General features: G+C 71.6%; 21 protein-coding genes and 1 tRNA gene. 16 read left to right on the forward strand and 6 right to left on the reverse strand.

What is annotated here, in order from left to right:
• Positions 1-119: 119 nt before the first annotated feature.
• Together ACZ60X_RS42055 and ACZ60X_RS42060 are read right to left on the reverse strand one after the other, a co-directional pair.
• Positions 120-548 carry an ATP-binding protein gene (locus ACZ60X_RS42055; RefSeq protein ID WP_469610788.1) on the reverse strand — a complete coding sequence of 143 codons (429 nt, stop codon included), beginning with the start codon at positions 546-548 and terminating at the stop codon, positions 120-122.
• Positions 549-594: 46 nt separating this feature from the next.
• Entirely contained in the window at positions 595-1,002 is a 408-nt protein-coding gene (locus tag ACZ60X_RS42060; protein ID WP_469610861.1) for an NUDIX hydrolase, read from the reverse strand.
• 110 nt (positions 1,003-1,112) lie between these two features.
• Here ACZ60X_RS42060 and ACZ60X_RS42065 point away from each other — a divergent pair, with 110 nt between their 5' ends.
• From ACZ60X_RS42065 to ACZ60X_RS42110, 10 genes are all read left to right on the forward strand, one after another.
• Positions 1,113-1,901 carry a GntR family transcriptional regulator gene (locus tag ACZ60X_RS42065; protein WP_469610790.1) on the forward strand — a complete coding sequence of 263 codons (789 nt, stop codon included), beginning with the start codon at positions 1,113-1,115 and terminating at the stop codon, positions 1,899-1,901.
• Between the two features lie 170 nt (positions 1,902-2,071).
• A complete protein-coding gene (locus ACZ60X_RS42070) occupies positions 2,072-2,428 on the forward strand; it encodes an SCO3933 family regulatory protein (RefSeq protein ID WP_228623266.1) in 357 nt (118 codons plus the stop codon).
• The gene (locus ACZ60X_RS42075) at positions 2,428-3,804 is read left to right on the forward strand and encodes an FtsK/SpoIIIE domain-containing protein (protein ID WP_469610793.1); all 1,377 of its coding nucleotides are present in this window, start codon (positions 2,428-2,430) and stop codon (positions 3,802-3,804) included. Before ACZ60X_RS42070 ends, ACZ60X_RS42075 begins: the two co-directional genes overlap by 1 nt.
• An 83-nt stretch (positions 3,805-3,887) precedes the next feature.
• Positions 3,888-4,514 carry a DUF2637 domain-containing protein gene (locus ACZ60X_RS42080; RefSeq protein WP_469610795.1) on the forward strand — a complete coding sequence of 209 codons (627 nt, stop codon included), beginning with the start codon at positions 3,888-3,890 and terminating at the stop codon, positions 4,512-4,514.
• 13 nt (positions 4,515-4,527) lie between these two features.
• On the forward strand, positions 4,528-4,719 hold the full coding sequence (locus ACZ60X_RS42085; protein ID WP_361193720.1) for a mobile element transfer protein: 192 nt from the start codon (positions 4,528-4,530) through the stop codon (positions 4,717-4,719).
• Positions 4,720-4,735: 16 nt separating this feature from the next.
• Complete coding sequence (locus ACZ60X_RS42090; RefSeq protein WP_469610797.1) at positions 4,736-4,930, forward strand: hypothetical protein; 195 nt, start codon at positions 4,736-4,738, stop codon at positions 4,928-4,930.
• 24 nt (positions 4,931-4,954) lie between these two features.
• Positions 4,955-5,200, forward strand: a complete 246-nt coding sequence (locus ACZ60X_RS42095) for a SpdD protein (RefSeq protein ID WP_469610799.1) — start codon at positions 4,955-4,957, stop codon at positions 5,198-5,200.
• Between the two features lie 138 nt (positions 5,201-5,338).
• Complete coding sequence (locus tag ACZ60X_RS42100) at positions 5,339-6,637, forward strand: replication initiator (protein WP_469610863.1); 1,299 nt, start codon at positions 5,339-5,341, stop codon at positions 6,635-6,637.
• Complete coding sequence (locus ACZ60X_RS42105; RefSeq protein WP_469610801.1) at positions 6,630-6,812, forward strand: helix-turn-helix domain-containing protein; 183 nt, start codon at positions 6,630-6,632, stop codon at positions 6,810-6,812. The genes ACZ60X_RS42100 and ACZ60X_RS42105 overlap by 8 nt, the downstream gene beginning before the upstream one ends.
• Positions 6,812-7,963: a tyrosine-type recombinase/integrase gene (locus tag ACZ60X_RS42110; protein WP_469610803.1), complete on the forward strand. Its 1,152-nt coding sequence runs from the start codon at positions 6,812-6,814 to the stop codon at positions 7,961-7,963. The genes ACZ60X_RS42105 and ACZ60X_RS42110 overlap by 1 nt, the downstream gene beginning before the upstream one ends.
• A gap of 81 nt (positions 7,964-8,044) precedes the next feature.
• On the opposite strand, the gene ACZ60X_RS42115 is transcribed toward ACZ60X_RS42110, so the two are convergent.
• The 3 genes from ACZ60X_RS42115 to ACZ60X_RS42125 form a co-directional block, all read right to left on the reverse strand.
• Positions 8,045-8,117: transfer RNA gene (locus ACZ60X_RS42115), tRNA-Arg, on the reverse strand.
• A gap of 52 nt (positions 8,118-8,169) precedes the next feature.
• The gene (locus ACZ60X_RS42120) at positions 8,170-9,780 is read right to left on the reverse strand and encodes an IclR family transcriptional regulator domain-containing protein (protein ID WP_469610805.1); all 1,611 of its coding nucleotides are present in this window, start codon (positions 9,778-9,780) and stop codon (positions 8,170-8,172) included.
• A gap of 91 nt (positions 9,781-9,871) precedes the next feature.
• A complete protein-coding gene (locus ACZ60X_RS42125; protein ID WP_469610807.1) occupies positions 9,872-11,107 on the reverse strand; it encodes a M6 family metalloprotease domain-containing protein in 1,236 nt (411 codons plus the stop codon).
• A gap of 523 nt (positions 11,108-11,630) precedes the next feature.
• Between ACZ60X_RS42125 and ACZ60X_RS42130 the strand changes: the two genes are divergently transcribed.
• Positions 11,631-12,278, forward strand: a complete 648-nt coding sequence (locus ACZ60X_RS42130) for a TetR/AcrR family transcriptional regulator (protein WP_469610810.1) — start codon at positions 11,631-11,633, stop codon at positions 12,276-12,278.
• A 205-nt stretch (positions 12,279-12,483) separates the two neighbouring features.
• On the forward strand, positions 12,484-14,028 hold the full coding sequence (locus ACZ60X_RS42135; protein WP_469610812.1) for an MFS transporter: 1,545 nt from the start codon (positions 12,484-12,486) through the stop codon (positions 14,026-14,028).
• Between the two features lie 33 nt (positions 14,029-14,061).
• On the opposite strand, the gene ACZ60X_RS42140 is transcribed toward ACZ60X_RS42135, so the two are convergent.
• Entirely contained in the window at positions 14,062-14,574 is a 513-nt protein-coding gene (locus tag ACZ60X_RS42140) for a MarR family winged helix-turn-helix transcriptional regulator (RefSeq protein WP_469610814.1), read from the reverse strand.
• 157 nt (positions 14,575-14,731) lie between these two features.
• Between ACZ60X_RS42140 and ACZ60X_RS42145 the strand changes: the two genes are divergently transcribed.
• The 4 genes from ACZ60X_RS42145 (at position 14,732) to ACZ60X_RS42160 (ending at position 19,243) form a co-directional block, all read left to right on the forward strand.
• Positions 14,732-15,499 (forward strand): dioxygenase family protein, encoded by a 768-nt coding sequence (locus ACZ60X_RS42145; RefSeq protein ID WP_469610865.1) that lies wholly within the window; start codon positions 14,732-14,734, stop codon positions 15,497-15,499.
• Positions 15,500-16,054: 555 nt separating this feature from the next.
• Positions 16,055-17,053 carry a sigma-70 family RNA polymerase sigma factor gene (locus ACZ60X_RS42150; RefSeq protein ID WP_469610816.1) on the forward strand — a complete coding sequence of 333 codons (999 nt, stop codon included), beginning with the start codon at positions 16,055-16,057 and terminating at the stop codon, positions 17,051-17,053.
• Between the two features lie 600 nt (positions 17,054-17,653).
• On the forward strand, positions 17,654-18,433 hold the full coding sequence (locus ACZ60X_RS42155) for a methyltransferase domain-containing protein (RefSeq protein ID WP_469610819.1): 780 nt from the start codon (positions 17,654-17,656) through the stop codon (positions 18,431-18,433).
• A 111-nt stretch (positions 18,434-18,544) separates the two neighbouring features.
• Complete coding sequence (locus ACZ60X_RS42160) at positions 18,545-19,243, forward strand: TetR/AcrR family transcriptional regulator (protein ID WP_469610821.1); 699 nt, start codon at positions 18,545-18,547, stop codon at positions 19,241-19,243.
• Positions 19,244-19,307 lie beyond the last annotated feature (64 nt).

A 19,307-nucleotide genomic window follows, 5' to 3' on the forward strand; every position in this document is an offset into this window, starting at 1 on the left:
TGTGGCGCCGTGCGACCCCAGCGTGATGGAACGGACCTCGTGCAAGGGGTAGGCGGCGGCCCAGCACTGATAAGAGCCGTACTGCCCGCCCGCATGTAAGTCGTCGGCAAGGGGCGACGTCAGCATGGCCGTCCCTCTGAGCCCGGCTGTGCGAAGAGCTCCGCGGTGACCGTGTGGCCGCCGTCGCTGTCGTGGACCACGACCCGGTGAGCGATCGCGCTGACCATGCCCAGGCCCCGGCCGTGCTCGGCGTCCTCGGCCCAGTCCTCGGCTTTTGGGGCCGTCGCCGCACCTCCGTCGTCTGTGACGGACAGGGCGATCACCTGCGGGGAGACAGCAAGGGCCAGGTGGAACCTGCCGGACTCCAGACCGCTTGCCGTGTGAAGGATCGCGTTCGCGCTCAGCTCGCTCACGATCAGCTCGGCGTCCGCCGCCAAGGGCGATCCGCGCAGGATGTCCCGGGTCCAGCGGCGGGCCCGGCTCACTTCTTCCGGAAATCCTGGGCAACTCAGCCCCCAGACCCGGGCTGTACTCGTATACTCGTGCATACAAGTTCCTTCGTGCTGGTAGGCCGCCATGTGCAGCGGGCTCGGGCTAGACGAGTTTCACGCCATCGTGGGCGCGGATGGCCGGCGGGGACGCCGCGTCGAGTGCGTCCAGGACGCGGATCGCGTACGCCTCGTCGGCAAGCTCGGTGACCTCTTCACGGGTGGCCCAGCGCAGCGCGCGGGTCTCGTCACCGGTGGTGGGCGTGCCGTCGGCGGCCTCACAACGGAAGACCAGGGAGACGATCAAGCCCTTCATGTTCTTGTAGACGCCGGTCAGGGTCGCCGGAAGTGCGATCCTGATGCCGGTCTCTTCGAGGACTTCGCGTTGCAGTGCCTCGGGGATGGTCTCCTCGCGTTCGAGGACGCCGCCCGGCGGCTCCCACTTGCCGTTGTCCCGGCGCTGGATCAAGAGGGCCCGGCCGTGGGCGTCCACGACGACCCCGGCGACGCTCACGGAGTGCGGGCGATCTGTGCTCACGTTCCTCGGCCCTCTCGGCTGGCTAGGCTCTCCACCGTAGCAACAACACTCGCCCACTCGTCTAGATACCTAAAGGAGTACTCAACGTGAGCCCTCTCCCTTCCGGCCTCCTCGGCGATCTCGACCCCACGAGCGATCGTGCGGTCTTCCGCCAGATCGCTGATCAGCTGCGCGAGGCCATCGACCGTGGGCGATTCCGAGAGGGCGAAAAGCTGCCCTCCGAAGCTGAGCTTGTCGAGCACTACGGAGTGTCCCGGATGACCGTCCGGAACTCCTTCTCGATCCTTCAGGGTGAGGGCCTAGTGCACGCCGAGCACGGCAAGGGCGTCTTCGTCCGGCCCCGGCCGCCCGTGCGGCGACTCGCCTCCGACCGGTTCGCCCGGCGGCACAGGGAGCAGGGGAAATCCGCGTTCATCGTGGAGGCCAACGCGGCCGGCAGTCACCCCCAGGTCGACAGTCTTGAGGTCAAAGAGGAGAAGGCCAGCCAGGACATCTCCACCCGACTCGGGTCCGTCCGGCGCGTGCTCGCCCGGCGGCGCCGGTACCTCCTCGACGGACGGCCCGTCGAGTTCGCCACGTCCTATCTCCCCCTCGACATCGCGCGCGGCACTCAGATCGCCGAACCCAACCCGGGCCCCGGCGGCATCTACGCCCGCCTCGAAGAGCTGGGTCATCGCCTCGACCACTTCGAGGAGGAGATCCGTGCCCGGATGCCCTCGCCCGCCGAGGTCAAGACACTGCACCTGGCGGCCGGCGTGCCGGTCATCCATCTGATTCGGACCGCCTTCGACACGGAGGGTCGGGCTGTCGAGGTCTGTGACACGGTGATGGCGGCGGACGCGTACGTACTGTCGTACCAGCTCCCGGCGACCTGATCGTCATAGTTTGCGGTGGTGCGCGGGAACGCCTTCCCGGACTCGTACACCCCAACACGCTTACTCGTATAGACGAGTGGGCAAGTTGTGTGGCACAGTGGTCCGCACGAGCCCAGGAGATCGGGTTCATAGACAGACTCTTGTATAGACGAGTAGATAGGGGAACTCCCTTGCGTACCATCCGCGTTGAGACCTCCGCCGCGACGATCCTCCTCACCGAGGCCCCTGAGCCGAAGGTCCGCGACCGGCAGACGGGCGAGATCGCCAAGGACGCGAACAGCGGTGAGGCCCTGATGACGATCGGCGTCGTCTACATCGAGGACGGCGAGTCGTCGCTGATCAAGGTCACCGTGCCGGAGGGCGGCATCTCCGAGGGGCTGACCCTCGGGGCGCCGGTCTCGCTCCCGGGGCTGGTCGCCCGGCCGTGGGAATCCGTCTTCAACGGCCAGCAGCGCCACGGCATCGCCTACCGGGCCGCCGCCGTCACCCCGGCCGCCTTCCCGGTCGCCACCGGGGCCGCTGCCTGATGACCGACCTGACGACGCTTCTGGAGGTGGGTGGCCCCCTCGCCGTACTCGGTGGCGGGGCCGCCTACACCCGGGCCAAGCACCCGGCGGTGTACTGGTCCACGGTCGGCCTGCCGATATCCACGGCTCGGCTGCTCGGCTCCTACAGCTCGGTCATGGAAGCCTGCGGCCTGACCGTGGCGCCCTCCCGGCTCCGGGTCCTCGCCGTCAAGGCCACGACCAACCGTGAGGTCCGGCCCGTACCGCCCCGCCGGGGACTCATCCGGCCAACCTCGACCGGCCTCCGTATCCGGCTGCGGCTCGCGCCGGGGCAGGAACCCGCCGACATCGCCGCCTCGGCGGAACGACTACGGCATGCCTGGGGCGTGCACGCCGTGTACGTCACGACCGTCAAGCCAGGCGTGGTTGAACTGCGGCTGGTCGGCTACGACGTGCTACGGCGGGTACGGATACCGCGCAAGGTCGCGGACGGCCTTCTCAAGGTGCCGGTCGCGCTGCGGGAAGACGCCATGCCGTTCGTCCGGGACTACCGCACCATCCCGCACCAACTCACCCTCGGCGCCACGCTGTCCGGCAAGTCCATGTACCTGCGCCACCTGATCGCCGGACTCGCCCGACAGCCCGTCGCCCTGGTCGGCATCGACTGCAAGCGGGGAGTGGAACTGGCGCCCTTCGCCGCTCGGCTCTCGGCTCTGGCCACCGACCCGGAACAGGCGGCCGAACTGCTACCCGTGCTGGTCAAGGAAATGGAGGACCGATACGACCTGATCAAGGCCCGACAGGGCATCGCGCCGGACACGCCGGACGAGGAGATCACCTCCGACATCTGGGGCCTGCCCGAGAAGCAACGCCCCGTGCCGATCGTGCTGTTCGTGGACGAGGTGGCCGAGCTGTTCCTCGTCGCCAGCCGCAAGGACGAGGAACGCCGGGACGAGATGGTCACCCAGCTCATCCGCCTCGCCCAGCTCGGCCGCGCCGCCGGCATCTACCTGGAGGTCTGCGGGCAGCGCTTCGGCGCCGAACTCGGCAAGGGCGCCACAATGCTCCGGGCCCAGCTCACCGGCCGTGTCTGCCACCGCGTCAACGACGAAGCCTCCGCCAAGATGGCGCTCGGCGACATCGCACCCGAAGCGGTCTATGCCGCCTGCGCCATCGCCCCCGAACGGCCCGGCCTCGCCGTGGCCGGTGACACCTCCGGCGGCTGGTCCCGCATCCGCACGCCGTACCTCTCCCTCGGCGACGCCGCCGAGACCTGCCGCGACTCGGCGCACTTGGTGCCCGACCTGCCCTCGCTCAAGCCCTTCCGGCCCGATGTCCCCGTACGACCGATCGAAGCCCCGGTGTCGCTGGTCAAGCCGCGCCCGGTGACCGACTGACCCTCACGTCCGCCCGGTTGGCGTGACCGATTCGCGCCATGTCCCTACCCCTCCCATGCCCGAATCCGAAAAGGAGCCGCTTCATGCGCGCCCATCTGGCTCGTGTCGACGCGGTACTGATCCAGGCGGTCATCGCCGCTGCGCTGTCCTTCGCCCACCTCCACGACATTGCCTCAGCCGCCGGGCAGGACGGGTGGAAAGCGTGGGCCTACCCGATCAGCGTTGACCTGCTGCTGGTCGCCGCCTGGCGTCGGCTGCGGTCCGGAGACGCGAAGGCGGCCGGGTGGTGCTGGTTCGTCATCGCGCTCATCGCATCCCTCGGTGCCAACGTCGCTACCGCCGGGCTCCTCGACATGGCCCAGGTGCCGGCGTGGCTGCGGATCCTCGTCGCGGGCTGGCCTGCGATCGCCTTCCTTGGCGGAACGCTCCTCGCTCACACCGCGCCGAAGCCGACACAGGCCCTCGACACCGAGGACCAGGGCGACGAGGCCGAACCTTCGCCCGAGCCACCCGCCCAACCCGCCATCGAGGCACCCGACGAACGCCCCGCTCCGTCCGCCGTGCCAGTCCCGGCCGCCCTGGTCGAACACGCCCGCAAAGTCGCCGCCGACCACCACACCCGCACCGGAACCCCGATCGACACCCCGACCCTCCGCGCCCGCCTCGGCGTCCCGGAGCCCATGGCCGAAGCCATCGCCGCCCGCCTCTGAGAGGAGAACGCTCATGACCGCAAACCGCCGCTTCCGCGACGTCACCCGCATCGGCCCCGTCCAGGTCGGCACCGCCTACGACAACCGGGGCCGCGAGAAGCACACCGCCGCCTGCACCGCCCCACGCTGCGGCTTCTCCGCCGACTACGACAGTCGCGCCGCCGCCGAGCTGGCCGCCCGCACGCACCGCTGCCCCGTCCGCTGAAAGGACTCCGCACACCGTGACCGTCAGCCTGCCGCTGGTCTTCGTCCTCGGCTTGTTCGCCTGGGGAGCGGTCAAGTTCCTCGGCGTCCGCCCCTGGATCGTCGTCCTGATCGCCCTCTTCGGCTTCTGGCTCTCGCACACCTTCATGGCCCCGGCCATCGATTCCGGCACACGCTCCGGCGTGACCGTCATAAACGGCACACATAACTAGACGAGTAGATGAGAAGGGTCCGCCGTGTTCCTGCCCAAGTACCCCGACGCCCCGACTCCGCCGCCCGCGCACACCCACACCCCGACCGAACCGGCCCCCGTCCGGCGCTCGCTGCCGTCCCTGTCCATCGACAACAAGACCATCGCCACCGTGATCGTCGGCGGCGTGGTCCTCACCGCGCTCCTGGCGGCCGTCGCCGTCACGGCCATCTCGGTGGCCGTCGCCGCCGTGGTCCTGCGGTCCCTGCTCCGCGAGCAGCACAGGCGCTGAGCCTTTCCCGGCCTCCGGGGCGGCGTGACACGGCCAAGCATCCGCCGCCCCGGGGCTGTCCTCCCTGACCAAGCCAGCCTGAAGGAGAACGCCATCTTCACCCGCACCACCCCGGCCCCACTGCCGGAAATCGCGAACCTGGCCGCACAGGGCACGCTCCCGGGTATCCTCCAGCAGCTCTCCGGCCTCGGCGGCTGCACCCACCCGATCCGCCTCGACGGCCACCGCACCGAGTACGACGTCGACACCACGACCGGTGAGATCGGCCGCGTCCTACACCACCTCGACTCGACCGCCCTCCCGGCCGGCCAACTCCTCGTCCGCTGCAACAACCGCCGAACCACACGTTGCCCGGCCTGCGCCGAGGTCTACCGACGCGACACCTTCCACCTGATCACCGCCGGACTGCGCGGCGGCAAGGGCACCCCCGAACAGGTCGCCGCCAACCCTCGCGTCTTCGCCACCTTCACCGCACCCGGCTTCGGCCCGGTCCACAACCGCCGCACCGACGGCCGCCCCTGCCGCTGCGGCACCCACCACGACCAGGACGACGACGCCCTTGGCACCCCGCTCGACCCCGACACGTACGACTACGAGGCAGCCGTCCTGTGGAACGCGCACGCCGGGCAGCTCTGGCGGCGCTTCTCGACCTACCTCCGCCGCGAGGTCGCCAAGCGTGCGGGCCTTTCACAACGCCGGTTCCGCGAACACGCCCGCGTCTCCTTCGCCAAGGTCGCCGAGTACCAGAAGCGCGGCGCGGTCCACTTCCACGCCGTGATCCGCATTGACGGCTCCGGCGGCGGAGAGACCCCGCCCCCGGCCTGGGCTACCGCCGAACTGCTCACCGACGCCATCAAGGCCGCTGCCGCCAAGGTTCGCGTTGACGGCCCGGTGATCGAGGGCCGACCCCACACCTTCGCCTTCGGCCGCCAACTCGACGTCCGCACCATCCGATCCGCCGACTTCAACGGCGGCCAGGAGCTGACCGAACGAGCCGTAGCGGCGTACATCGCCAAGTACGCCACCAAGGGCGCCGAGACCGCGACGGGAGCTCTCGACCGTCCCCTCAAGTTCGCCGCCGAACTCGCCCAGCTCGACATCAGCGACCACGCCCGCCGCCTCATCCGAACCGCCTGGACCCTCGGCGCCCGCAAGGACCTGGAACACCTCCGCCTGCGCGCCTGGGCCCACATGCTCGGATTCCGCGGCCACTTCTCCACCAAGTCCCGCCGCTACTCCACCACCCTCGGCGCCCTTCGCGACGCCCGCGCCGAATGGCGCCGCGCCCAGGCAGCAACCGACGAACGCCCGACCGACACAACGTTCGTCCTCGCCCACTGGGTCTTCGCCGGCACCGGCCTGTCCGACGCCGAAGCCTGGCTTGCCGCATCCCTCGAACCCGCCCCCGGAACGGAAGGAGAGCCCACCTATGCATGACGACGAGCTGCTGACGGTTCCGGACGTCATGGCGCGACTGAAGCTCGGCCGCTCCACGGTCTACGACCTCATCCGCTCCCGGCGGCTGCCCTCCATGACCATCGGCCGGTGCCGCCGCATCCCGGCGCGGGCTGTCCGCGAGTACATCACCAACGAACTGGAGGCGGCTGCCTGATGGCACAGCAACGCAAGCGGAATCCCAACGGCGCCGGGACCATCACCAAGCGCAAGGACGGCCGCTTCCAGTGCGCGGTCTACGTACTCCAGCCGGACGGCACCCGCGCCCGCAAGTTCGCCTATGGCAAGGACTGGGCGGACTGCGACGCCAAGCGCCGGGCACTGCTCGACAAGGTGGACCAGGGCGTGCCGGTGCCCACCAAATCGGCCAAGCTCTCGGAGTGGTTGCCGTACTGGCTGGACAACGTCATCAAGCCCCGTCGGAAGCTCAGCACCTTCGACAAGTACGAGGCCCACGTCCGGCTCTACCTGGTGCCCCTCCTCGGTACCAAGCGACTCGAATCCCTCGGCGTCGCTGACGTCCGCCGATTCCTCGTGCGGCTGGAGAAGGACACCACCGCAGCAACCGCCAAGGAATCGCACCGAGTTCTGCGCTCTGCACTGTCCTCCGCCTGCCGGGAGGAACTGATCACGCGCAACGTCGCCAAGCTCGTTGAGCCGCCCCGCACGGACACACCCGAGCTGCACCCCTGGACCCTGGATGAGACGCTCGACTTCCTCGCCGCCTCCCGAAAGGATCCGCTCTACGCGGCCTTCGTGCTCGCCATCGCCATGGGCCTCCGCCGGGGAGAGATCGTCGGCCTTCGCTGGTCGGACGTCGACCTCGACAACCGCGTCCTTTACGTCCGCCACCAGGTCCAGCGCCGCCGTGGGGTCCTGTACGACGACGACCCCAAGAGCCGCCGTCGCCGCGCCGTCCCGCTGCCCGCCCTCTGTATCGCGCCCCTGCGCTGGCAGGGCATGCGGCAGGCAGCTGCTCGGGCCAAGGCGGGGGAGAGGTGGCAGGAGTCGGACTACGTCTTCGCCACCCGAACCGGCCGTCCGATCGAGCCGCGCAACCTCTACCGCTCCTTCACCCGCGTCGCCGAGTCCGCCGGCCTCCGCGTCATCCGCCTGCACGACGCTCGCCACGGCACGGCCACGCTCCTCACGGCGGCCGGGGTCGCGCCCCGCGTCGTGATGGAGATCCTCGGCCACTCTCAGATCAGCATCACCATGGACGTGTACACCCACGTCGTCCAGGACACCCAGCGCGAAGCCATGAGCCACATGGACCGCCTACTCAGGAGGCGCCCCGGGCGGCAGTGATCGCCCGCGGCCACCCGCGTTGATGTCAGAAGTAGATGTCAAAGGCCCCGGACCATGATCGGTCCGGGGCCTTTTTCCTTGTGCCCCCGGCAGGATTCGAACCTGCGACACCCGCTTTAGGAGAGCGGTGCTCTATCCCCTGAGCTACGAAGGCGTGGTACCGATCCACAGAGTACCGGATGGTGCCACGGGCGGTGGTGGGGTTGTCAGGTCGGGGGGATCGGGGTGAAGCGGGAGGCCGTGTGGAGGTCGGTCTGGAGGCGGTCGGCGGTGGTGCGCAGGGCGGGGAGGAGGTCGTGGACGCAGGAGTCCAGGGTGCGGCGGGCCGCGTGTGTGGCCACGCACAGCGCGGCGGTCGCGCGGCCGGTGCGGTCCCGTACCGGTACGGCGATGGAGCGCAGGCCGGATTCCAGTTCCTCGTCGGCCAGGGCGTAGCCCTGCGCGCGGACCTCCGGGTAGGCGGGCGAGGTGTCCGCCAGCAGGACGCGGCCGAGGGAGGTCGCGGCGGCGGGCAGGCGGGCGCCGACCGTGATGCGGACCGTGAGGACGCGGCTCGTGCCCGCCCCCGCCGTGTACTGGATCTCCGTGCCGTCAGGGGTGAGCACCGCCAGCGCCGTCGGCTCGCGCAGGGCATCCGCCAGGGCGCGCAGATGCGGCTCGGCAAGGCGGGGGAGTGTGGTGCGGGAGAGCGGGGGGAAACCGAGGTCCAGCACGCGCGGGGTGAGGGCGAAGGTGCGGTCGGGTCCGGCGGACACCAGGCCCAGGTGCTCGTGGGTGAGCAGGGCGCGGCGGGCCGTGGCCCGGGACAGGCCCGTCGCCCGGGCCACGTCCGTCAGGTGCAGGGCCGCACGGCCCGCGCCGAACGCGGTCAGGACCGTCAGACCCCGGGCCAGTGACTCCACGAAGTCCCGGCCCAGTTCGTGCTTCGACGCCGTCGTCCAGGTCGCGAGGCCCGCGGGCGGCGGGCCGGGCTCGGGCGCGGGCGCCGTACGCAGGTCGGACTCCATCGCCGCCACCGCCGTACGCAACCGGGGCAGGAGGCCGGCGCGCAGGTCGGCCGCCGAATGCCGGCTGGTGTGGCTGACCACGCTCGCCACGCACGCCGGGCGGCCGGTGTCCGGGTCCCGCACCGGCACGGAGACCGCGACCAGGCCAGGTTCGATCAGCTGGTCGTCCAGGGCCCAGCCGTCCCGGCGGGCCCGTGCCACCCGTTCGGTGAAGGCGCCCTCGTCGGCGGGCGCCGGCTGGGGCGGTACGGCGGGGAAGGCCTCCGCGTGCGGGTCGGCGGCCCGGCGCGCGCGCCAGCGTGCCCAGTCCCGCTCGGTCCACCCGGCGGCGAACAGCGGTCCGGGTGCGGTGCGTTCGGCGGGCAGCAGGTCGCCGATGCGGAAGCTCACCGACAGCGCCCGGCGCCGGGTGGCCTGGTGGATGAAGCGGATGCCGTCGAGGTCGGCGACCGCGAGGGACACCGACTCGTCCAGCTCGTCCGCGAGGGCGTCGGCGTGTGCGCCGAGCAGCGTGGGCAGGCGCAGGGCGGCCAGGTAGGCGTTGCCCAGCGCCATCACGCGCGGGGTGAGGACGACCTCCCGGCCGTCGAGACGCACGTAGCCCATGCGGGCCAGGGTCGCGGTGATCCGGTCGACCGTGGAGCGCGCGAGTCCGGTGGCCCGCTCCAGCGCGCTCGGGCTGAGCGTGCCGCCCGCCTCGGTCAGCCGCCGCAGCACACCGATCCCGCGGATCAGCGGCCCGACCGCCTCGCCCGGCGGCCCGGCCCCGGCGGCCGCGTCGGCGTCCAGCACGGTGTCAGCAGCGGGCATCGGCTCTCCGGTACGGCATCGGCTCTGTCGGTACGGCATCAGGGCACGCCTACGGTAGACCTCCCGGCAGGCACCGCCGTCCCCGGATCCCTCAGCCCCGCGTCACCCGCACCCGGTAGTTGCCCCCGTCGTCCTTCTCCAGGACCTGAACGGTGATGCGGCGGCCGGGGTCCCGGAAGGTCTCGCCGGGTGAGTAGGGGGCGTCGGAGAGTTCCGTCTGGACGTTGGGGCTGCGGGTGCAGCCGCCGCTGGCGGGGTGGGAGTCGCGGACCGTGATGGGGCCGCGGCCGGTGCCGATCGTCGCGTCGACGTGGTAGATCAGGATGCCCGGGCGGCACACCGACTCGTCGTTGCCGCCCTGGGTGCGCAGTTCCAGCGCGTATCCGCCGCTCGGACCCGTCGGTACGAACACCAGCTTCTCGCCGCCCGCCTGCGACAGCGGCGTCAGCGTGAACTCGGCGCTGCCCGGCAGCGTCGCGCAGCGGACCTGCGACGCGTCCAGCCAGCCGAGCTTCCACTTGTGCCAGCCGAGCAGATCGTTGTCGGCCCCCCAGTCCTCGCTCATGATGTCCCAGTGCCCGACGGCGCCCCCGCCCTCCTGCGTGTACAGGTCGGGCAGGCCGAAGGTGTGGCCGTTCTCGTGGGGCAGGACGCGGTAGCCCGTGCGGTCGTAGGAGCCGGAGCCGTCGTCCTGGCGGGAGTAGATGAAGGACGCGTTGGCGAGGGGCACGCCGTCGGCGGCCGGCGCGTCCCCGTTCCCGGCGAAGGTCACCGACAGCACCGTGTCCAGCGCGGACGGCCCGGCGTTCGGGGTGACCAGGACGTTGAGGAGGTCGTACGAGCGGAAGTCCACCACGGGGTCGGCCGCGGCCGCGATGTCCTGCACCAGCTGCCGGTAGCCGGGGTCGAAGGGCGCGCCGCGCTCTATGCCGTACGCCCTGAAGGGCTTCGGCATCCGCAGCCAGCCGGTGATCGGGGTCGCGGGCTCGTAGTCGAGCCGGCCGTACGACGCGGTGCGGAACCACCGCTGGGTCTGCGGGAAGAACTCGCGGAAGCGGTCCATCGCGCTGCCCTGGCCGGGCGCGTCGGAGAAGTCGATCATCAGGGTCAGGGCGTGGACCGTGCCCGTGGAGCGCGCGTAGCCGTGCGGGGTGGGGACGCCCTCGGTCAGCTGCACGTCCGAACCGCCGTGGATCATGCAGGGCGTGAGGGCGGAGGGGTGGGCCAGGGCGATGGGCCCGGCGGTGGTGGGCGCCGTCAGATGTCCGGTCCCGGCCGAGGTGCTGACCGCGAGGGTCAGCGCGGTCACCGCGGCGAGAGCGGCCACCCGGCGCGTGCGTATCCGGCGCCGGGTCTGCGCCCGTCCGGACCTTCCGTACGCTCTTCCGGCTGCCCTTTCGTGGGTCCGTCTTCTACGGCGGGAGCCTTCGTCGGTCAGGGTCTCGTCCAGGCCCTCGTACGGGACCCGGCCCGCGGTGAGGCAGTCGGCAAACGCGCGCTCGCGGGGGAGGTGTATGCGGCGGGGCGGCTGCGACTGCGGCTGCATGCACGGGCCTCTCGCTCCACGGCAGCCGCGGGTCTCCGGCTGCACCCATGCGATCACCCTGAGCCGACAGGGTGCGGGGGCGCGCGCTGGAGGAGCCGACCGTGGGAAAACGGGGCGGCGGCAGGGTGAATCCCGGCCCAGGATGAATGTGGCTCAGGTCACAGCGATTGTTTTCGCGGGCGGGAAATAACCGGGGACCCAGTCCCCGTTTAGCCCTGTGTCCGAGCGAAACGGGGACCGGCTCCCCGGATCGCGATCACCGCCCCGCAGGGGCGCCCATCACGTCGAGTCCGAGGAGTACACCGTGCCGACCGCGACCACCCCCGTACCGCGCAAGGTGTCCCGGCCCCGTGCCGACGCCGTGCGCAACCGGGAGCGGATCGTCACCGCCGCCCGGGAGATGTTCGTCGAGGACGGCCCGCACGTGCCGCTGGACGAGATCGCCCGTCGGGCCGGCGTCGGCAACGCCACGGTGTACCGCAACTTCCCCGACCGCGAGGCCCTCGTCCGCGAGGTCGTCTGCTCCGTCATGGACCGTACGGCCGAGGCGGCCGAGCAGGCGCTCGCCGAGACCGGTGACGCCTTCGCCGCGCTGGAGCGCTTCGTGCACGCTTCCGCCGACGAGCGGATCAGCGCGCTGTGCCCGATGGTCTCCAGCACGTTCGACAAGTACCACCCCGATCTGGAAGCCTCCCGCGAGCGTCTGGAACAGCTCGTGACGGAGGTCATGGACCGGGCCAGGGCGGCCGGGCAGCTCCGGCCGGACGTCGGTGTCGGCGATCTGATGATCGTCGTGGCCCAGCTGAGCCGGCCCCCGGCCGGCACGGACTGCGGGCACGGCGACCGGTTCGTCCACCGCCACCTCCAGGTGTTCCTCGACGGCCTGCGGGCACCCGCCCGCTCCGCCCTGCCGGGCGAGGCCGTGACCGTCAGGGAGCTGCGCAAGCCCTGACCGATTAGTTCGGCCCCGCGCCCCAGTCCACCCTCACGCCCGTCCCTTCCGGCTCGTCACCGTCGACGAGCCGTGCCTGCGACGTTCCGTTTTTTCGCTGTACTTCGCTTTTTCCCATGACGTTTCCCTCAGACCTTCCGCACGTCCCTTCCGCACGTCTGATCCGCACGTCTTCCGTCACGAAAGTTCCGAAGTGGGTAACCCCATGTCCGAAACAGCCCTCAGGGCTCCCCGCGCCGCCGTCCCGGGCGGCGACGCCAACCGCTGGAAGGCGCTCGTCTTCATCGCGCTCGCCCAGCTGATGGTCGTCCTCGACGCCACCATCGTGAACATCGCGCTGCCCCGCGCCCAGACCGACCTCGGCATATCCGACGGCAACCGGCAGTGGGTCGTCACGGCCTACGCCCTCGCCTTCGGCGGTCTGCTGCTCTTCGGCGGCCGGATCGCCGACAAGTGGGGCCGCAAGCGCGCCTTCGTCACCGGCCTGGCCGGCTTCGCCCTCGCCTCCGCGCTCGGCGGCGCGGCCACCACAGGCCCGATGATGTTCGGGGCCCGCGCCCTGCAGGGCGTCTTCGGCGCGCTCCTCGCCCCGGCCGCGCTGTCCCTGCTCGCGGTGATGTTCACCGACGCCCGCGAGCGCGCCAAGGCGTTCGGCATCTACGGCGCCATCGCGGGCGGCGGCGGTGCCGTGGGCCTCATCCTCGGCGGCTTCCTCACCGAGTACCTGAACTGGCGCTGGACCTTCTTCGTGAACGTCCCGTTCGCCATCGTCGCCGCGGCCGGCGCCTACTTCGTCATCCGCGAGCCCGAGGGCGGCCGCAACCGCTCCCCGCTCGACATCCCCGGCGTGTTCCTGTCCACCCTGGGCCTGGTCGCGCTGGTCTACGGCTTCACGCGCGCCGAGTCCGCCGGCTGGGGCGACGGCGTGACCATCTCGATGTTCGTCGCGTCCGCCGTGCTGCTGCTCGCCTTCGTGACCGTCGAGTCCCGGGTCAACGCCCCGCTGCTGCCGCTGCGCGTGGTGACCGACCGCAACCGCGGCGGTATCTACCTCTCGCTCGGCCTCGCGATCATCGGCATGTTCGGCCTGTTCCTCTTCCTGACCTACTACCTCCAGGTCGTGAAGGGCTACTCGCCGGTCAAGACCGGCTTCGCGTTCCTGCCGATGGTGGCCGGCATGATCACCGGTTCCACCCAGATCGGCACCCGCCTGATGACCCGGATCCCGGCCCGCTTCCTGATGGGCCCCGGCTTCCTGGTCGCCGCGCTCGGCATGCTGATCCTCACCCAGCTGAGGATCGACTCCTCGTACGGCACCCAGCTGCTGCCCGCGATGGTGCTGCTCGGCCTCGGCATGGGTACGGCGTTCATGCCGGCGATGTCCCTGGCCACGGCGGGCGTCCAGCCCCGGGACGCCGGTGTCGCCTCCGCGATGGTCAACACCTCGCAGCAGGTGGGCGGCGCGATCGGCACCGCCCTGCTGAACACCATCGCCGCCTCGGCGAGCACGTCGTACGTCAAGGACCACATCGCCGGCGCGGCCGGCAAGCCGCAGGCGGAGCTGGTGAAGCTCCAGGGCATGGTGCACGGCTACAGCACCGCGATCTGGTTCGCCGTCGGCATCCTGGCGCTGGCCTCCCTGATCGCCTTCACCTTCGTCAACGCAGGCCGCCCCGGCGCGGGCCCGGTGGCCTCCGGCGAGGGCACGGGTGTCGAGGACGAGATGCCGGTGCCGGTGATCGCCCACTGACGTCGACGTGCGGGTGAGCGCTCGGGCGAGTGCTCAGCGGAGCCAGGGCAGGTCCGCACCCGCTTCGTTGGGCTGGAGGCCCTCGGCGACGATCTCCATGATCTCGCCGAGGGCCTTCTGCTGTTCCGGGGTGAGCCGGTCGAACAGCGCCTGCCGCACGGCGGCCACATGGCCCGGCGCGGTGCGCGCCAGCACCTCGGCGCCCTCCTCGGTGAGCACGGCGAACTGGCCGCGCTTGTCGGAGGGGCAGTCCTCGCGCCGCACCCAGCCGTTCTTCTCCAGCCGCGCGATCGCGTGCGAGAGGCGGGAGCGGGTGATCTTCGACTTCATCGCCAGCTCGGTCATCCGCAGCCGCCGGCGCGGTGCCTCGGCGAGGCCGACGAGCAGGCCGTAGTAGATGTGCGGCATCCCGGCGTCCCGCTGGAGCTGCCGGTCGAGGTGGTCCTCCAGCAGCGTGGTGGCGTGCAGGTAGGCGCGCCAGACGCGCTGTTCGTCGTCGGTGAGCCAGCGGTGCCGGGCGCCGGCGGAGTCGGGTGCCGTGTTCATGTGTCCCACTGTACGAGGCACCTCCTTGAAAGTTGAACAAGTCGGGCGTACGCTCGGGGAGCGGAAAGCTTGAGAGTTAAAACACCTGCCCCGAGGATGGAGAGCCGCCGTCATGTCCGACCAGCCGCAGAGGGCGTCCGCCGTACCGCGGGGGCGCATGCCCGCCCTGTACCTCAGCCACGGCGCGCCTCCCCTCGCCGACGATCCGGTCTGGCCCGGTCAGCTCGCCGAGTGGTCCGCCGCCCTGCCCCGCCCGAAGGCGATCCTCATGGTCTCCGCCCACTGGGAGGAGGCCCCGCTCGCGCTGGGCGCGGTGGAGACCGTCCCGCTCGTCTACGACTTCTGGGGCTTCCCCGAGCACTACTACCGGGTGCGGTACGCCGCCCCCGGCGCGCCCGAGCTGGCCGAGTCCGTCCGCAAGCTGCTGCGCGCCCCCGGCACCCCGGTCCAGGACATCCCCGACCGCGGCCTCGACCACGGCGCCTACGTGCCGCTCGTCGAGATGTTCCCGGCCGCCGACATCCCCGTCCTGCAGATCTCCATGCCCACCCTCGACCCGGTCCGCCTGATGGGCATCGGCCGCAAGCTCGCCCCGCTGCGCGACGAGGGCGTGCTGATCGTCGGCTCCGGCTTCTTCACCCACAACCTCGCCGCCCTGCGGTACGCCGGCCAGGGTGTGCCCAGCTGGTCCTCCGAGTTCGACGACTGGGGCCGGCGCGCCCTTCAGGCCCGCGACTGGGACGCCCTGCTGGACTTCCTGGACAAGGCGCCGGCCGGCCGCTACGCCCACCCGCGTACCGAACACTTCGCCCCGCTCTTCGTCGCCATGGGCGCCGCCGAGGCGGGCGGCGAGCTGGACGCGCAGAAGTCCGTGATCGACGGGTTCTGGATGGGCATGGCGAAGCGGTCGGTGCAGTTCGGCTGATCGCGGTCGGGGGCTTCGGCGGTCCCTGGTGGCGGGGGTTCGGGGACGGACGGGCGGGCTGCGCCCGGTAAGGGCTGGATAAGGCGTAACTCTGGATTTGCCGTGATTCCGCTTCCCTGGCAACCATCGGCGGGCGCGGGCCGTCTTTCGGGGCGAAGGGCGGCCGGTGCGACGGCGGGCCGGGACGGCCGGGGTGGCGCCCTTCCGTCCGGTTCGCGGGTGGTTCGCCGGTCCGGCGGGCCGTGGAGGGGGTGGTGCAGCTGTCTCCCGACCGCGGTTGGTCCTGTACCGCCACACGGGTCACGAGGGTGTCGGGGTCCCCCTCGGTTCCCCGCCTGACCTGCGCCTCTGTGGGAGCCGACGGCTTCGTCTCCTCGTGCGGCCGGACAGGGTACTGCATGATCAGAAAAATCGGGGGACAGGTTGGGAATTCTGTCCGGATTCCAGTCGTTGTTTCCTTCGGAAGCAGGGCACCCGAGGAGAGTTCCCCACAGTCCACGGAGTGCTGAGCGACCGCAGGACCATCCGCCAGCCCACCATCGCAAGGGAGCACGCATGGCAACCCGTGCCGTCGCCCGTCGTCAGTCCGCCTCCGGCGAGACGGCCGACTCGGCAAGCAGTGTTCGCGCACATGGCGGCGAGATCGCCGACCGCGACCTGGTCGGCATGTACCTCGACGAGATCGCGCGCACGCCGCTGCTCGACGCCGCCAAGGAGGTCGAGCTGTCCCAGACCATCGAGGCGGGTGTGTTCGCGCGGCAGGTCCTCGACGGCGAGGAGGAGTCCGCGACGGACGCCACCCACGAGGAGCTTCAGGCCCTGGTCGCCGCCGGCGAGCGGGCGAAGGACGTCTTCATCCGCTCCAACCTCCGCCTGGTCGTCGCCGTCGCCCGGCGCTACCCGCGCAGTGGCCTGCCCCTGCTGGACCTGATCCAGGAGGGCAACGCCGGTCTGGTGCGCGCGGTCGAGAAGTTCGACTACCGCAAGGGCTTCAAGTTCTCGACGTACGCCACCTGGTGGATCCGCCAGGCCATCACCCGCTCCATCGCCGACCAGTCCCGCACGATCCGGCTCCCCGTCCACCTGGTGGAGGAGCTGGGCCGCATCCGCCGCGTCCAGCGCGAGTTCAACCGCGAGCACGGCCGCGACCCGGAGCCGGCCGAGATCGCGGCGGAGCTGGGTTCGACGCCGGAGCGCGTCATCGACGTCCTCGACTGGGCCCGCGACCCGGTGTCGCTGAACATGTCGGTGGACGACGAGGGCGAGACCCAGTTCGGCGACCTCCTGGAGGACACCTCGGCGGTCTCCCCCGAGCAGTCCGTCATGACCCTGCTGCGCAGCGAGGAGCTGGACGACCTGATCGGCCGCCTGGACCAGCGCACGGCCTCCATCATCAAGATGCGGTACGGCATCGAGGACGGCCGCGAGCGCACCCTGACCGAGGTCGGCAAGGAGCACGGCCTGACCCGTGAGCGCATCCGCCAGATCGAGAAGCACGCGCTGCTCGAACTGAAGAAGCTGGCCCGCGACACCGGCTTCGACGCGGCGGCCTGAGGGCGTGGCGGCCTGCCGTCGCCGTCCGGCGGTGGCCCCGGCCGCGGCACCTCACGGGCCCACGGAGGTGGCGCTCCGCGGATGCTTCCGCGGGGGTGCGCGTGATGCGCGGTGCGGCTCACGCCCGCCGGGGCGGGATGGGCGGCGTGCGAACCCCGGTGCAGCGCACGCCGGTGGCGAAAGACGGCGCAAACATGGCCTGGTCCTGTCGCTTCAACGCCGGGGCCCGCGGGAAAAACACATGCGGGCCCAGCGCGGGGCCCCCGCGAACCGCGACCGCACTCCCCACAGCACCTGACACACCGCCCGACGCACGCACCAGCCAACCCGCACCACCCGTACGGCTCACCCGCCCGGCGAGCTGCGCACCCCACGAAGACACGCACCCCCACGGCGACCTTCCCACCGCCCGCCGACCCCACGCGAACCACGTCCCGACGCACCATCCCCCCCCCGGCGCCGGGACCTTCCGAAGCCGGGCTCCGGCACCCATCCCCCCTGGGTGCCGGAGCCCGGCCCTCTTGCGCGGTAGCCCGGTCAACTCGAGCCGATGAGAGGCGAGTTGGCCGAGCGGTCGACGGGCCTGGTTGACTGGACCGCATGACCTCGTCCTCCGCGTTCGAGACAGACAGGCCCGACTCGGTCGCCTACCTCGACCGGCTCGCGGCGACCGAACCCGGCCGTTCGTACAAGCGGCGCATGCTGGCGGAACTCGCCCTCCAGGCCGGGCACACCGTGCTCGACCTCGGGTGCGGACCCGGCACCGACCTGCGGTCCCTCGCGGAGGCGGTCACCCCCGGCGGCTCCGTCATCGGCGTCGACCACGACTCCGCCATGGTGGACGCGGCCCGCGCCCGCACCGCCGAACTGCCCGTGGTCGACGTACGGCAGGGCGACATCCACGAACTGCCGCTGTCCGGCCGGTCCGCCGACCGGGCCCGTACCGACCGGGTCCTGCAGCACGTCGCCGATCCAAGGGCGGCCCTCGCCGAGATCCACCGGGTCCTGCGGCCGGGCGGCCGGCTCGTCATGGGCGAGCCCGACTGGGAGACGCTGGCCGTCGACCACCCGGACGGCGAACTGACCCGCGCCTACACCCGCCACGTGGCCGAGCGCGTCGTACGCAACGCCGCGATCGGCCGGCAACTCGCCCGGCTGGCCGCCGATGCGGGCTTCACCGTCCCCGAGGTCATTCCCGTCACCCCCGTCTTCCGCGACGCCCGGGCCGCGGACCGCGTCCTCGGCCTGGAACGGACCACGCGCCGCGCCGTCGCCGCCGGTTACCTCACCGACGCGGCGGCGGAATCCTGGCTCGACCACCTCAGCCGGGGACCATTCCTCGCCACCGTCACCTTCTACGTGGTGGTGGCGCAGGCGTAGCCCCTGTCGTGCAGGAGGGCGGCATGCTGGAACGGCGGTCCACCCCGTACCTGAACCCCGGGGTGGACCGCGCGGATGGCAGATTCTGCCATATCGGCATAGCCTGCCGGAATGAGCACCACCCCCAGCCCCTCCCACCAGCAGTTTTCCGCTCCCGCACCGGTCTCCCTGACGGAACGCCGGAAGGCCGAGACGCGGATGGAGATCGCCCGGGCGGCGGGCGCGCTGTTCGTCCGGCAGGGCCTGCGGGCGACCCGCGCCGAGGACATCGCCCAGGCCGCGGGCATCGCACCCCGCACCTTCTACCGCTACTTCGCCGCCAAGGAGGAAGCGGTCGCCCCGCTCTACGCCGCCGGCGCCCAGCGCTGGGCGGAAGCGGTCCGCGCGGCCCCGGCCCACCTCGGCGTGGCCGAGGCACTGGAGCACGCCGTCCGGCACACCCTCACCCCCGGCGCCGGCGTCTCGGCGGCGTCCTGGGAGTGGGTCCGCACCCTGATCCGCCTGGCCGACACCAGTCCCGCGCTGCGCAAGGTCTGGGCCGAGGTGTGCCAGGCGTCGGAGACGGCCCTGGGCGAGATCCTCGCGGCACGCGCCAGGCCCGGTGGGTCCCCCGCCGTCACTGCCGAGGTGACCCCCGCCGTGACCCCCGCCCTCCGCTTCACCGCCGCCGTCGCGGGCGCCGCCGTCCGTGTGGCCGTGGAGTCCTGGGCCGCCACCTCCGCCCCGCCCACCGGCCCGCAGGGCCCGGCGGCCCTGGCCCTGCACAACCTCAAGGCGCTGAAGGGCTTCGACTGGAGCGTGCCGGCCTGAGCCATCCCTCGGGAGCCTGCCGGGCAGGGCCTCGCTCTCCGCCACATGTCCTGGCCGGGAGCAC

This window comes from Streptomyces sp. NPDC104106, from assembly GCF_055584345.1.

Bases quoted from the DNA above. Each gene is read 5' to 3' on its own strand.
- ACZ60X_RS42055 (WP_469610788.1), bottom strand. From the start codon at position 548: ATGCACGAGTATACGAGTACAGCCCGGGTCTGGGGGCTGAGTTGCCCA.
- ACZ60X_RS42075 (WP_469610793.1), top strand. From the start codon at position 2,428: ATGACCGACCTGACGACGCTTCTGGAGGTGGGTGGCCCCCTCGCCGTA.
- ACZ60X_RS42080 (WP_469610795.1), top strand. From the start codon at position 3,888: ATGCGCGCCCATCTGGCTCGTGTCGACGCGGTACTGATCCAGGCGGTC.
- ACZ60X_RS42085 (WP_361193720.1), top strand. From the start codon at position 4,528: ATGACCGCAAACCGCCGCTTCCGCGACGTCACCCGCATCGGCCCCGTC.
- ACZ60X_RS42105 (WP_469610801.1), top strand. From the start codon at position 6,630: ATGCATGACGACGAGCTGCTGACGGTTCCGGACGTCATGGCGCGACTG.
- ACZ60X_RS42110 (WP_469610803.1), top strand. From the start codon at position 6,812: ATGGCACAGCAACGCAAGCGGAATCCCAACGGCGCCGGGACCATCACC.
- ACZ60X_RS42120 (WP_469610805.1), bottom strand. From the start codon at position 9,780: ATGCCCGCTGCTGACACCGTGCTGGACGCCGACGCGGCCGCCGGGGCC.
- ACZ60X_RS42135 (WP_469610812.1), top strand. From the start codon at position 12,484: ATGTCCGAAACAGCCCTCAGGGCTCCCCGCGCCGCCGTCCCGGGCGGC.
- ACZ60X_RS42140 (WP_469610814.1), bottom strand. From the start codon at position 14,574: ATGAACACGGCACCCGACTCCGCCGGCGCCCGGCACCGCTGGCTCACC.
- ACZ60X_RS42145 (WP_469610865.1), top strand. From the start codon at position 14,732: ATGCCCGCCCTGTACCTCAGCCACGGCGCGCCTCCCCTCGCCGACGAT.
- ACZ60X_RS42150 (WP_469610816.1), top strand. From the start codon at position 16,055: ATGGCAACCCGTGCCGTCGCCCGTCGTCAGTCCGCCTCCGGCGAGACG.
- ACZ60X_RS42155 (WP_469610819.1), top strand. From the start codon at position 17,654: ATGACCTCGTCCTCCGCGTTCGAGACAGACAGGCCCGACTCGGTCGCC.
- ACZ60X_RS42160 (WP_469610821.1), top strand. From the start codon at position 18,545: ATGAGCACCACCCCCAGCCCCTCCCACCAGCAGTTTTCCGCTCCCGCA.